Genomic DNA, 12,518 nt, shown 5'->3' with positions numbered 1-12,518 from the left:
TTTTTATCAATAAAAAAGTTACTGACAGAGTTCTGTCAGTAACTTTTTGGTTAATCTAAATTGCCAAATCAAATTTTAATTGAGGTTTTACCGGTTCATAGTCCACAAGCTCAAAATCTTCTGGTTTAATATCGAAAAAGTTTGTTCCGTCAGGAACATTAAGCACCAAACGGGGCTCCTTGTCAGAAGCTGTTCGCTTAACTAACTCATTTGCCTGTTCAAACTGATTATCATAAATATGCAAATTATTTACGAAATAGAAAAATTTTCCAACTTTCCAAGAAAAATGTTTTGCAATCATCATTTGTAAAGCAACATATTGCATGGCATTGATATGATGCGCAACAAGCATATCATTTGAACGTTGAATAAGAGTCGCATCCAAGTAAATCTGACCATCTTGTTCACGGCGAACATCAAACATTGTTTGGAAAGCACAAGGCAAAAGTCCTTCAGTTTCCTCAAAATCTTCATATTGCCAAAGATTAATGATATTACGGCGATTCCAAGGATTTTTTGCTAAACCATCCAATAATTTTCCAATAATATTATATTTTTTGACTGTTGCCCCATAGCGTTGTCCAATCGTACCGTCGCCAATTCCCCATTCGCCCCAGTATTTGACTCCATATTTTTCTTCAAGAATAGCAAGTTCACTTGTTTGATCTTGATAAATCCACATCAATTCTTTAATTGCCGATTTAATTGGAATTGGACGCAAAGTGGTAATTGGAAACTCACCTTTTTGCAAATCATAAGTAACGAAAGAGCCTGTTACATACTTACTATTTGCGGTTTGACCATCCTTATACTTGGGACGTGCATTTTCTGAAAAAACACCGTTATCAAGGATATTTTGGATATTTTGTTTAAAAATCTTGTCTGCGTAAGTCATGAATCTTCCCTTTTTCTAGATATATTCATTATATTATAACATAACAAATCTTGGAAAGAAATTAGCTGTTTATCGTATTTCTATAAAAAGTCTACCAGCTTTGGTAGACCTTTTATTTTTCTTATTTATCCTTCTGAAATTCTCAATAGAGATTTAATTGCTGTACGTTGATCCATTGCTTCATATGCTTTTTGAATTTCATCTAAGCTAAATTCTGCTGTAAAGACACGGCCTGGATTAATCTCCCCACTTAAAACTGCTTCAAGTAAGATTTCCTTATCCCAGCGTGCGACAGAGGCTACTCCACCTCCAAGTTGAATATTTTTCCAAAAAAGAGAATCAATCCATTCATTGTAATCAACATCATGAGGAACTCCCACACGACCTACTCGCCCTCCTGCTCTTACCGCTTGAAAAGCAGATTCAATTGCTTGTTTTGTTCCGACACATTCTAAGGCAGCATCTGCACCATAACCATTGGTTAAGGACATAATTTTTTGAATCGCTTCTTCACCACGTTCAGCAATAATATCTGTTGCACCAAAATCACGCGCAAGTGCTGCACGGTCTTCATGGCGACTCATGGCAATAATCCGTTTTGCTCCTAAAAGTTTAGCTGAAATCACTGCACAAAGTCCAACCGCTCCATCACCAAAGACAACCACTGTATCACCTTCATGGACATCTGCTGCTTTAGCTGCATGAAAACCTGTAGGCATGACATCAGCTAAAGCCGTCAATGAAGCCAACTGGTCATCAGAATAATCACTTGGTTGGCCCGGGATTTTGACAAGTGCACCATCAGCATTAATCGCCCGATAGAATTCTCCTTGATAGCCGCCATTCACACCGTCTTTTGCATTTGGACAATTGGCTTCAAAGCCAGCCAAACAAATTGGACAGTGTCCACAACCGTGCGTAAAGGGAACAATGACAAAATCTCCTACTTTAAAGTTTTTAACTCCGGTGCCTACTTCTTCAATCAGACCAATAGCTTCATGCCCTACCGGTCCAGGTTGACGTTCAGAAATCCCACGGAACCACCATAAATCGGAACCACATACGCAGGCACGAACAATTTTAATGATAGCATCTGTTTCTTTTACAAGTTGCGCTTTGGAAAATTCTCTAACTTCCATTTTATTTTTTTCGACAAAATAAGCTGATTTCATTTTTGTACTTCCTTTTCTTTTATTGAATTCATTATAAAATGAATTTTACTTTTTTTAAAATACTTTTTTAAAAACTCCTTATGCTTTTAAAGCATAAGGAGAACTAAGGGCTTATATAATGCCACCAACTCCTCGACCAAAGAGTTTGCTGTTGGAAATTTTTTGATAAAATTCAGCGACCTTTGGTGTAAGATTATAGCGTAATGCCAGTGGTCTTAAGGTCACTTCTAATTTTGCTAACTCATCTGCAAGTTGACCTTGATTTTCTAATTGAACTTTCGTATGAATTAAACACTGGCGTTCCCAGTCACGAATATTTCGGTCTAATATAAGATTATAGAGTTCATTTAAAATTTCTTCTTTTTCAAATGTTTTATTCATGACCTCATTATGCCACGAATTTATTTCTAAGGCTACTAAAAACGCTTACGATTTTTAAATTATCGTTTTTTGGTCAAATTCATATTTGGATAGTTTTTGAGAATTCTGCGCAAATTATAATGTTTTAATTTTAGAGGTTTATTTTTAAGTAATTCTAATACTTTTATCCGATTTGCTGCTGTTTCATGGTTTGCAAAGAGATGTTTAAGACGAAATTCTTTGATTGCTGCATTTTCTTTGTCAGAATCATCAATCATAGCCAAGACTTCTTTTTTGGTTGAAATCGTAAAAATAAATGTTGAAACAAGGTCAGCCAGAAAGATAATTAATATCAAAATCACACCCCAACTGTGGGTTAATTCATTAAAATCATGAATCCAATTTTGAACAGGTGGATTAACTAATTTAATTAAGATAATACAACCTACACCCCAAAATAATGAAACGGGAACAGCTACTCTTCCTTCAATATTGAAAGGGAGGGTTGAGTAGTCCCATAACTTCATATTAAAGAATTTCTCTAAAATCCAACTTCCAATGAATTCAACGACTGTCACAATCACAATCGTATTAAGATAAAGACTGAATAAATTTCCGGTATCTGGAACTAAAAGTAAGACGGCAGAGACGCCAAAACCATAAACAGGGCAATAAGGGCCTAATAAAAAACCTCTAAAAACAAAATGCCGGTCTTTAAGTGAGCAATAAAAGGTCTCCCATATCCAACCAATAAAAGAATAAACGATAAAAGTCATAAAAATTTCCATATATTTCTCCTTGTTTGTTTAATCTTTTACATTATATCATCTCTTTTAGTAATTTTTAAATTTCATTTATAAGATAAGAAAAAAGCTGTTTAAATTCAGCTTTTTATGATAATTTTTTATAATGATTTTAATTTTCCATGGAAATCAGCAATTGATTGATAGCCTTTTTTATCCATAATTTCTTCTAATTCTTTAATGATTCTATCAAAAATTGTAGGGCCTTCTTTGTGTAAAGCTGTACCAATTTGAAGCATTGTAGCTCCACATAAGAGGTGTTCAAAGGCATCTTGTCCTGTTTCAATACCACCTGTTCCAATGATTTGAATTTCAGGTTTGAGACGAGTATAGAAAGCACGAACATTTGCAAGCGCTGTTGGTTTGATGTATGCTCCACCAATTCCACCAAAACCGTCTTTAGGCTTAATAACTACGCTTTCTGCTTCTGAATCAATAAAAAGTCCATTCCCAATACTATTGACTGAGTTAACATAAGTCAATGGAAATTGATTGAGGATTTCTGCCATGATATCAAAATGAACGAGGTCAAAATAAGGAGGAAGTTTTACACCTAAAGGCTTTGTGAAGAAGGCAAAAACTTCTTTTAGGAGTTTTTCAGTGGCTTCAAAATCATAAGCAAGCTGTGGTTTCCCAGGGACATTTGGACAAGAAAGGTTCAATTCTGTAATTCCTGAAAAATTACTTTCTTGAATTTTCTTAAGCATAGCGATATTTTCGGCTGCGCTCATCCCAGCAATGGAAAAGAAGATTGTCGCTTCTTGAGCCTTTTCTTTTTGATTTTTTAAAACATAATCTAAGTAGTAATCAAACCCTAGGTTAGGCAGGCCCATAGAATTAATTGAGCCTAATTCTAAGTCAACATAACGTGGGAGTGGATTACCTTCTCTTTTTTCTAATGTGGAACTTTTGGTGATATAGGCCCCTGCTTGAGAGGCTTTTAATTCTTCTAAATCCTCAGTTGTCATACAATGGACTCCTGAAGCGTTCATGAATGGATTAGCGAATTCCGCATTTGCAAAAGTTGTTTTTAGCATTAAAAAATCGTTCCCCTTTTCTATTTTTAACTATTCTATCACAAAAAAGACAAATTCAAAATTTTTAAAGTTCGAGTCAAATGATGAGGTGGCATTTTTTTCACATGATATAATTAAATTAGAGCAAATGGAGGTGTAAAATGAGTACAGAACGAGCTATTTTTGCTGGTGGTTGTTTTTGGTGTATGGTTGAACCTTTTGAAGAACGTCCAGGTATTTTGGCTGTAACTAGTGGTTATACTGGTGGACATATCGAATACCCTACTTATGACCAAGTCCTCTCAAAAGCTTCTGGCCATACGGAAGCAGTTGAAATTTTATTTGATAATGAATTGATTTCTTATGATGAACTATTAGATATTTATTGGTCATTGATTGACCCCACTGATGCTGACGGACAAATTTATGACCGAGGTGCAAATTATCGTCCAGTGATTTTTGTTGAAAGTGAAGAACAAAAAATTGCTGCTCAAAAAAGTAAAATTGCCTTAGAGAAATCTGGAATTTGGGATAAACCAATTGTTGTTCCGATTGAAGAGGCAAAAACTTTTTGGCCAGCTGAAGAATATCATCAACAATACTATAAAAAAGATCCTAAACGTTACCAAGCGATGCACAAAGCACGTGAACGTTATTTAGCCTTACAACGTTTTAAAGGGAAATTTAAATTTTTAAGAAAAAACACTAGATAACTAGTGTTTTTATTTTATATTTGGCCACTCTTTACCAAACCATTCTTGGTATAGGTCTTCCACAATTTTGACTGTCGTCATTGTCATTTCTGGGGAAAGTTTTTCACTTTTTTTCTTGCCCTTATTGATCAGTTCAGCAATTTCATCAATCTCATAGCTGAATTCACTTGGCATTGAATGAGAAAATTCTTCAACCGTTCCATCATTTTTAATGAGACTGGCTTGGTTTGATTTCCAATAATTTGGAACAGAAATTTCTCCTTTTTCACCATAAATGATAAATGTATTTGGTTTATCTAAGCGCGTGCTAAGTGAAATATTAATCATAATTTCTGCTTTTTTTAAGAGAATTTCGTAATCTAAATCTGCTTTATTTTCTTCAGAAGACCAATAAATTCCTTTTGCTGCATCAAAACCTGTTCCAAATAAGAATTGTAAGACAGAGAGTGGATAGCTGGCATGCATGATAAAAGCGCCACCGCCTTCTTTTAAATCTAAGGCCCAGCTCTCCCGGTTGGTATGGGGTCTGAAATCATTTATTGCAAGACGAGATATTTTACCAATTTCATTGGCATCAAGCCATTTTTTGATTTGGGCCATCACAGGTAGGAAAACAGATTTTTGAGCTTCCATCAAAAAAAGATTTTTTTCATTTGCTATCTTGAATAATTCCTGACTTTCTTCAAGAGTCAAGGTAAATGGTTTTTCTAGAAGTACATTTTTTCCTGCTTCTAAAGCCATTTTTGCTTGAGGATAATGTTGTTTATTGATGAGTGGAATATAGATTAAATCAATTTCTGCTGCATTTACTAAGCTAGCATAATCATCATAAACTTGTGGAATTTCTAATTCCAAAGCGGCTTTTTGTGCTTTTTCCTTATTTCTGGCGGCAATCCCAGTAACTTCAGCTTGACCACTCTCTTTTACACCTGCTACAAATCTTGGAACAATTTTAGCGGCACCCATAATTCCGATTTTTAACATTTGACTTCCTCTTTCGTCTCTGGGTTTAAATACCAATAATCACGGTATCTACGGTTTCAACTCCTGCAGTGGTAACACGGACTCTGGCCAAATTTTCTACTGTATTAACATCAAAAAATCGGTCACCACTGATATCGTTTTGAATGATTTTTACAGTTGCTTCTGCCGGAAATTTTTGTAAGGTTTCAATAAGTTCTTGCGTTGTCATAATGTTTTAGTCAGCCCTTTCTGATAGATATTCCCAACGTTCATATTTTTCTTCAAGTTCTTTTGTTTTGTTGTCTAGTTCTTTTTGTAAATCCAGTAGGAGTTCTGTATTTGAACCATTTTCATTCATTTCTGTGTCAATCTCAGAAATTCGCTCTTCGATTTCAGCAATTTGACTTTCAATGGTTTCCCATTCTTTCTTTTCCATATAGGTCAGTTTCGTTTTGTCAGTATTTTCGGTTTTGTCAGTACTTATTGGACTTTCGATTTTACTGACAGCTTTGTCAGCAGATTTTTCTTCCGTTTTGACGGCTAAATAGTCACTGTAAGCACCAAAATAATGATTAATTTGCCCATCTTCAAATGCAAGTAATTCGTTGCTCACTTTATCTTGGAAATAGCGGTCATGAGAAACTGTCAAAACAGCACCCGGAAAAGAGCCTAGGAAATTTTCAAGTACGGTTAAGGTTGCAATATCCAAGTCATTGGTTGGTTCATCAAGCAAAAGCACATTGGGTTGTAATAATAAAATTTTAAGTAAATAGAGTCGTTTTTTCTCACCACCTGAAAGTTTAGAAATCAGTGTTCCATGACTACTTCTTGGGAAGAGAAACTGCTCTAATAAATTAACAATTGAAATATTTTCACCGCTGCTGTTATGCGCAGCAGATGCAACTTCTTCAAGAAAGTTAATCATGCGTTTATTTTCATCAAGTCCACGAATTTCTTGACTGAAATAACCAATTTTGACTGTTTCACCAATTTCCAAAATCCCGTCAGTTAATGCTAGCTCACCATCAATGATATTGAGTAAGGTCGATTTTCCGACGCCATTATCACCAACAATCCCCAAGCGCGAATGCCCTTGAACGATTAATTCAAAATCTTTAAAAATTGGTCGGTCAGGATAAGAAAAAGCGGCATTTTTAAAATTAATTACTTTTTTCCCTAAGCGACTGCTCGCAATGTTGAGTTCTAAATCTCCTAGATTTTTACTAGTTTTCATAGAATCTTTAAGGTCTTCAAAGCGGTCAATCCGTGCTTGTTGTTTTGTAGCACGCGCTTGAGGTGATTTACGAATCCAAGTTAATTCAGATTGATAAAGTTGTTTTGCCTTATGACTTGCTGCGGCTTCTCTTTCTTCATCTTCAGCTTTTTTTGCAAGATAATCTTGATAATTTCCTTGGTATTCTTTAAGACCTGCATCTTCAAGTTCAAAAATTCGTGTTGCAACATTATCTAAGAAATAGCGGTCGTGCGTGACAAAAAGAACGGTTCTTCGAGAATTTTTTAGATAATTTTGCAACCAAGCGATGGTTTCAACATCGAGGTGGTTGGTTGGTTCATCAAGTAATAATAAATCGGAATCATTGACTAAAGCTTGAGCCAATTGAACCCGTCTTTTTTGTCCACCTGAAAGGCTTTCGATTAGAGTGGCGGGGTCAGGAAGTTGAAGTTTTGTCAAAATTGTTTTGACATCTGCTTCTACTTGCCAAGCATTCAGAGCATCCATTTCTGATTGGGCACGTTCTAACTTAGCTAAATTTTCATAATCTAAAAGGGCTGCTTCGTAATTTTTAATTGCTCGCATTTGCGGAAGCGAATCATCTAAGACGGTGTCTAAAATTGTAGCTTTTGGATTAAAATCAGGTTCCTGAGTAAGGTATGTAATTTTATAATTTTGTGGATGATCAAAAGGCGTACGGTCTCCATCAAATCCTGAAAGTCCTGAAATAACATTTAGGAGCGTTGTTTTACCCGTACCATTAACTCCCAAAAGACCAATTCGGTCAAGATCATGAATGATAAAATTGATTTTGTTGAAAACCGTTTTTTCTCCAACTGATTTACTTAAATTTTGTGCGATGAAGTCTGCCATTTTTCGTCCTAATTTCTCTTATATTACCTTTGATTATACCACAAAAAAGCCTGTCAGTAATGACGGCTTTAATTTTTTACTGATAAAAAAGCTGGATAGTAAACTACTTATTTCTGTCAGTATTTTTTTACTGACAGATTTCATTTGATGAGCTGTCAGTATTTTTTTTACCTTCACGAACGTCAAAAGGATGTACAATTTTTTCCAATTCTTTTAAATAAAGTTCAGCCTGATTGGTCAATTGAAGTTCACTTAGTGAAATCCAACCAATCTCAATATTATCTTCCACTGCTAAGGGAATGGCTACAATATTGTCACCATTCAAGTCTTGACTGACAATTCCAGTTGAAATTGTATATCCATTTAATCCAATCATCAAATTGAAAATGGTGGCTCGGTCTCCTACTTTAATGTCTTTTTTAGCATAAACCGTAGATAAAATTTCTTCTGAAAAATAGAAAGAATTGTGTTCTCCTTGTTCATAGGAGAGGCGGGGAAATTCTTCTAAATCTTCTAATGTTACAAATTTTTTATGAGCTAAAGGATTTGTTGAACTGACAAAGATATGCGGCTCCGCCAAGAAAAGCGGATGAAAAGTTAATCGATTTTCTTTTAAAATCTTATCCATAACATTTGCATTGTATGAATTTTTATAAAGAATTCCTAACTCACTGCGCAGTGACTTTACATCTTCAATAATTTCATAAGTTCTAGCTTCTCGCAGAGTATATTCGTATTCTCCAATCCCCTGACTTTCTGTTTTTTTGACCATATTGACAAAGGCATTCACCGCAAAAGCATAATGCTGGGTCGAAATCGCACAAAGTTTTCGAGAGGGCTTTCGGTCCAACCACCGTGTTTCCAATAAATCAGATTGTTCTACAACTTGTCGTGCATATCCCAAAAACTCTGCACCATCTGCTGTCAGCGAAATTCCTTTACTTGACCGTTGAAAAAGCGACAAATCAACTTCCGCTTCAATGTCTTTAATCGCCTTCGACAATGAAGGTTGTGTAATAAAAAGAATTTCAGCAGCTTGATTAATTGAACCCACTCTTGCTACTTCAATAAAATATTTGAGTTGTTGTAAACTTATCGTCATTCCTTTTTCCTTATTTCATTTTTGACCTTGAAACTTTGATTCTATTTTTCAAAATTTCTGTCAGTAACTTTTAGATTCAATGATAGAATGTCAAACCTTATTTTTTGCTGACAAGAGCTTCTAAGGCTTTGATGGCACTTATGATTTTTTCGTCAGTAACTTTTGAATCAATCAAACGATAAGATTCTACAGGACTGGCTGCAAATTTTGCTACTGCTTGCAATTTTTCCAAATCAAATGGCAAATTAATTTCTGCTAGAGAAGCAGGTAAATGATTTTCCTTATAAAATGGCAAGAGTTTTTCAATTTCTGAAGTATCTCCCGTATAAGCCAATTGTACCAAGACTCCATAAGCGACTTTTGAGCCATGTAAAATAGGATGTGTCTCTGAGCAAAGTGATAGGCCATTATGAAGCGCATGAGCCCCTGACATCCGTCCATAAGTCCCAGCAAAACCTCCAACTGTTCCTGAAAGTTCAATGATTGTATCAACAATTCGCCCAAAAGCTGGCGTCACTTTCTGTTCAGCCAAATCATTAAGTGCTGCTTTAGAATCAGCAAATAATATTTTAAAAATTTCCTTTGCACTCGCAAATCCCAAACGAACTGAGGCTGAAAGTTCTTCCTGTGAAACCTGACGAACGATTCCTTCCATTTCATACCATTTGGCGAGTGTATCTCCGATTCCAGCAACAAAATAATCATGAGGTGTTGCCAATAAAAAATCATAATCAACTAAAGTTAAATAGCTCACTTTATTTAAATAACCCACTTTATCAAAAGTATGGTCAGGGTGATAAAGAGCTGCAACCGGTGTGTAAGGAGCACAATTAGAAACCAAGGTCGGAATAATAATTAACTCACAGTTTAGCTCCTGGGCTACAACTTTACAAGTATCAATCAAACGCCCTCCGCCAATTGCAAGAAGGCCATCGGATTGAACAATTTCTTTGGCCAGTTTTTTCCCATTTTCGATAGAGGCCGAGCCATCATAATGAAAAACAGGATAACTTAAGTCTTTAGGATAAAAATCTTGAAAAACCTGAAAAGATTTTTCCCCAGTAATTATCGCAAGTTTATTAAAAGACGCAAGATAGCTTTCTAAATCTTGCAAAATTCCTTGACCACTCACATATCTATTGGCTCCGGGACGTACTTCTTCTGAGATATTCATAATTTTCCTCCTAATTAAGTAATTATTAGAATATTCTATCACTTAAGATTCAAAAAAACAACATTTAACTGAATAAATGTTGTTTTTTTGTAAAATCCAATTTTAAGCACTATAATTCAACGTTTTGATGACATTCCCCTTATCATCAGTCAAATCAACTTGCAATTTAGGTTGAGCAACCCCAGCTTTTTTCATTGAATCTAACACCTTATCCGCTACTTCTTCAACTTGGTCACCACTTGCTAATAAAAGGGCGCCAACGGTTGCTTTATTGAGTTTAGAGGATTCCAAGGTGTAAGTCACTTTAGAGCCAGTGCTCGTTGCTTTTGCTGAACTTATCATTCCTTGCGATTGACTCTTAATTACATCTGCATTTTCATTTAATTTTGTGGCAATAGCTGATGGTGTTGCCGATCCCATTTGACTCACTGCATCAGTCACACTAGCTGAGCCTTCTGAGCTTCCTGAGCTTGGTAAAAATTTAGCAGCAATATTATCCGTTTGACTTGAAATGACTTGCCGACCAATCATGACTACTCCAAAAATAATTAAAGCAAAAAATATAACAATGGATAATAAAATCGCAAAAATTTTACCTCCTCGGCCTTTTCTCACTTTTTTACTTTTTCTAGAATTCATTTCTTTCCCTTTTCTATTTTTGAGACTTATTTAGTATTATACCATTTTGTACTTTAAAGAAAACTAAAAAAAGTAGCTTTTCAACTACTTTTTTACAATTTTTTTTTAAATAAATTAGTCATTAAAATCAAAACGCAATTTCATATTAGCTGAACCAAGAACGACCATACGTCCCAAAAGTTCCGTTTGTGCTTTAAACGCCGCCTCTGCTAATTTTTCATTTGCTTGAGTCAAATAAGCAATTTTATCTTCAGCTGTTTCAAAATTCTTATCTGTCTCATTTTGAATTTCATGGAATTTTGCCATGGTATTTAATTCAAAAGTATTTCGTAAATCAACAAATAAATCATAATTAGAATCACCAAGAACAGCTGTTGTTGCGCTCAACCAGTACATATTTGTTGGATCATATTCTCCCTTAGCATCACGATAAGAAGCTGGCGTATCATTAATTGCAGTGTAGAATGGTACAACATGATTGAAAGTGTTTGCTCCAAAAGCAAGCCATTGAACTCCTGCTAATTCATCAGGAACATTATTTCTAACTTGCAAAATATGAACACTATGATTACGATTTATTCCAATTGGACGGAAAAGTTTTCTTTCTTCTGGACTATTTGTGCTGCCGTAAGGATCATATTTTGTATTTTCAAAATGACTTGATAAAACAAATTTAACATCTTCAACAGTAATTTTTCGACTAGCTTCACAAATGAATGGAAGTTCTTGATTTTGTGGATCTTCAGATGGATTTCCTAAGAAGTTTTGACCATACCAAGTACGTGGATTATTATAAACAGAATCTTTGATTGAAGATGAACCAAAGATATGACGCAAATTATAATGACTTTCATAGCCTTCAAAATCAGGATTTAAATGATTTGCGTCAATTAATTGTTTCAAATCACTTGAACACATATAATCATCATTATCAAATTTGAATTCATCAATATTCATTCGATTTGGCGCTACAACATAAGAATCATCAGGAATACGAACTGCTGCCCAATGATGACCACCGATTGTTTCTAACCACCAAACTTCTTCTTTGTCAGCAAAAGCAATCCCGTTTGGCTCATAAGTTCCATAAGTCTTAAGTAATTGTCCCAAACGCTCAACCCCCTCGCGAGCACTTTTAATGTATGGCAAAACAAGTGTTACAAGGTCTTCTTCACCCATCCCATTTTCCACATAAGGGTCAAGACCCAAGATTCTTGGATTAGTAGTAATTGTTTCTGTTGCAGACATCGCAACATTAGCACTATTAATCCCAGCCGCTGGCCAAATCCCTTCTTTTAAAACTGCATTTGGCGTTGAAGTATAACGTAATGGATTTTCAGGTAAATCTAATTCTAAATCAGATAAAACAGCTTTATAATGACGAGGTTGTTCTTCAGGTTGAATCACAATAAAGCGTTGTGGATCCAAAGCTTCGTGTCCATCATCATTACGAGCAATCATGGTTGAACCATCAATTGATGCTTTTCTTCCCACAAGAACTGTTGTACATGAGCCTTTACGGCGATTTTCAATTTTCATTTATTTCTCCTTTATAATCTATAAAATACCTTACT

Annotated in this window: 13 protein-coding genes; 1 reads left to right on the top strand and 12 read right to left on the bottom strand. The window is 35.1% G+C overall.

Annotation, left to right across the window (positions count from 1 at the left end; translation table 11 throughout):
* Positions 1 to 55: 55 nt before the first annotated feature.
* The 5 genes from IAE52_RS04585 to IAE52_RS04565 form a co-directional block, all read right to left on the bottom strand.
* Positions 56 to 895: a thymidylate synthase gene (locus IAE52_RS04585; RefSeq protein ID WP_003130015.1), complete on the bottom strand. Its 840-nt coding sequence runs from the start codon at positions 893 to 895 to the stop codon at positions 56 to 58.
* 125 nt (positions 896 to 1,020) lie between these two features.
* Positions 1,021 to 2,067, bottom strand: coding sequence for a zinc-dependent alcohol dehydrogenase family protein (locus IAE52_RS04580; RefSeq protein WP_109991083.1), 1,047 nt, complete (start codon positions 2,065 to 2,067; stop codon positions 1,021 to 1,023).
* 111 nt (positions 2,068 to 2,178) lie between these two features.
* A complete protein-coding gene (locus IAE52_RS04575; protein ID WP_033901043.1) occupies positions 2,179 to 2,448 on the bottom strand; it encodes a bacteriocin immunity protein in 270 nt (89 codons plus the stop codon).
* A 59-nt stretch (positions 2,449 to 2,507) separates the two neighbouring features.
* Complete coding sequence (locus IAE52_RS04570; protein WP_033901046.1) at positions 2,508 to 3,215, bottom strand: hypothetical protein; 708 nt, start codon at positions 3,213 to 3,215, stop codon at positions 2,508 to 2,510.
* A gap of 116 nt (positions 3,216 to 3,331) precedes the next feature.
* The gene (locus IAE52_RS04565; protein ID WP_109991084.1) at positions 3,332 to 4,267 is read right to left on the bottom strand and encodes a dihydroorotate oxidase; all 936 of its coding nucleotides are present in this window, start codon (positions 4,265 to 4,267) and stop codon (positions 3,332 to 3,334) included.
* Between the two features lie 140 nt (positions 4,268 to 4,407).
* Between IAE52_RS04565 and msrA the strand changes: the two genes are divergently transcribed.
* Positions 4,408 to 4,959 (top strand): peptide-methionine (S)-S-oxide reductase MsrA, encoded by a 552-nt coding sequence (msrA, locus tag IAE52_RS04560; protein ID WP_017864746.1) that lies wholly within the window; start codon positions 4,408 to 4,410, stop codon positions 4,957 to 4,959.
* Positions 4,960 to 4,968: 9 nt separating this feature from the next.
* Here the strand turns inward: msrA and IAE52_RS04555 are convergent, their stop codons facing one another.
* The 7 genes from IAE52_RS04555 to IAE52_RS04525 form a co-directional block, all read right to left on the bottom strand.
* Positions 4,969 to 5,943 carry a Gfo/Idh/MocA family protein gene (locus IAE52_RS04555; RefSeq protein ID WP_109991085.1) on the bottom strand — a complete coding sequence of 325 codons (975 nt, stop codon included), beginning with the start codon at positions 5,941 to 5,943 and terminating at the stop codon, positions 4,969 to 4,971.
* A 25-nt stretch (positions 5,944 to 5,968) separates the two neighbouring features.
* Positions 5,969 to 6,151 carry a hypothetical protein gene (locus IAE52_RS04550; protein ID WP_012898161.1) on the bottom strand — a complete coding sequence of 61 codons (183 nt, stop codon included), beginning with the start codon at positions 6,149 to 6,151 and terminating at the stop codon, positions 5,969 to 5,971.
* A 6-nt stretch (positions 6,152 to 6,157) separates the two neighbouring features.
* The gene (locus IAE52_RS04545) at positions 6,158 to 8,029 is read right to left on the bottom strand and encodes an ABC-F family ATP-binding cassette domain-containing protein (protein ID WP_085623279.1); all 1,872 of its coding nucleotides are present in this window, start codon (positions 8,027 to 8,029) and stop codon (positions 6,158 to 6,160) included.
* Positions 8,030 to 8,156: 127 nt separating this feature from the next.
* Entirely contained in the window at positions 8,157 to 9,131 is a 975-nt protein-coding gene (locus tag IAE52_RS04540) for a LysR family transcriptional regulator (protein WP_012898163.1), read from the bottom strand.
* 97 nt (positions 9,132 to 9,228) lie between these two features.
* The gene (locus IAE52_RS04535; RefSeq protein ID WP_200136720.1) at positions 9,229 to 10,305 is read right to left on the bottom strand and encodes an iron-containing alcohol dehydrogenase family protein; all 1,077 of its coding nucleotides are present in this window, start codon (positions 10,303 to 10,305) and stop codon (positions 9,229 to 9,231) included.
* A gap of 102 nt (positions 10,306 to 10,407) precedes the next feature.
* Positions 10,408 to 10,944: a hypothetical protein gene (locus IAE52_RS04530; protein ID WP_033901056.1), complete on the bottom strand. Its 537-nt coding sequence runs from the start codon at positions 10,942 to 10,944 to the stop codon at positions 10,408 to 10,410.
* Between the two features lie 114 nt (positions 10,945 to 11,058).
* Positions 11,059 to 12,483, bottom strand: a complete 1,425-nt coding sequence (locus IAE52_RS04525) for a C69 family dipeptidase (RefSeq protein WP_003130696.1) — start codon at positions 12,481 to 12,483, stop codon at positions 11,059 to 11,061.
* Between the last annotated feature and the right edge of the window lie 35 nt (positions 12,484 to 12,518).

The organism is Lactococcus sp. S47, assembly GCF_016517475.1.
GTDB classification, from domain to species: domain Bacteria; phylum Bacillota; class Bacilli; order Lactobacillales; family Streptococcaceae; genus Lactococcus; species Lactococcus lactis.
This window is presented reverse-complemented; position numbering and strand designations above follow the sequence as displayed.

Bases quoted from the DNA above. Each gene is read 5' to 3' on its own strand.
- IAE52_RS04555 (WP_109991085.1), bottom strand. From the start codon at position 5,943: ATGTTAAAAATCGGAATTATGGGTGCCGCTAAAATTGTTCCAAGATTT.
- IAE52_RS04545 (WP_085623279.1), bottom strand. From the start codon at position 8,029: ATGGCAGACTTCATCGCACAAAATTTAAGTAAATCAGTTGGAGAAAAA.
- IAE52_RS04540 (WP_012898163.1), bottom strand. From the start codon at position 9,131: ATGACGATAAGTTTACAACAACTCAAATATTTTATTGAAGTAGCAAGA.
- IAE52_RS04580 (WP_109991083.1), bottom strand. From the start codon at position 2,067: ATGAAATCAGCTTATTTTGTCGAAAAAAATAAAATGGAAGTTAGAGAA.
- IAE52_RS04585 (WP_003130015.1), bottom strand. From the start codon at position 895: ATGACTTACGCAGACAAGATTTTTAAACAAAATATCCAAAATATCCTT.
- IAE52_RS04570 (WP_033901046.1), bottom strand. From the start codon at position 3,215: ATGGAAATTTTTATGACTTTTATCGTTTATTCTTTTATTGGTTGGATA.
- IAE52_RS04530 (WP_033901056.1), bottom strand. From the start codon at position 10,944: ATGAATTCTAGAAAAAGTAAAAAAGTGAGAAAAGGCCGAGGAGGTAAA.
- IAE52_RS04525 (WP_003130696.1), bottom strand. From the start codon at position 12,483: ATGAAAATTGAAAATCGCCGTAAAGGCTCATGTACAACAGTTCTTGTG.
- IAE52_RS04535 (WP_200136720.1), bottom strand. From the start codon at position 10,305: ATGAATATCTCAGAAGAAGTACGTCCCGGAGCCAATAGATATGTGAGT.
- IAE52_RS04565 (WP_109991084.1), bottom strand. From the start codon at position 4,267: ATGCTAAAAACAACTTTTGCAAATGCGGAATTCGCTAATCCATTCATG.
- msrA (WP_017864746.1), top strand. From the start codon at position 4,408: ATGAGTACAGAACGAGCTATTTTTGCTGGTGGTTGTTTTTGGTGTATG.
- IAE52_RS04550 (WP_012898161.1), bottom strand. From the start codon at position 6,151: ATGACAACGCAAGAACTTATTGAAACCTTACAAAAATTTCCGGCAGAA.
- IAE52_RS04575 (WP_033901043.1), bottom strand. From the start codon at position 2,448: ATGAATAAAACATTTGAAAAAGAAGAAATTTTAAATGAACTCTATAAT.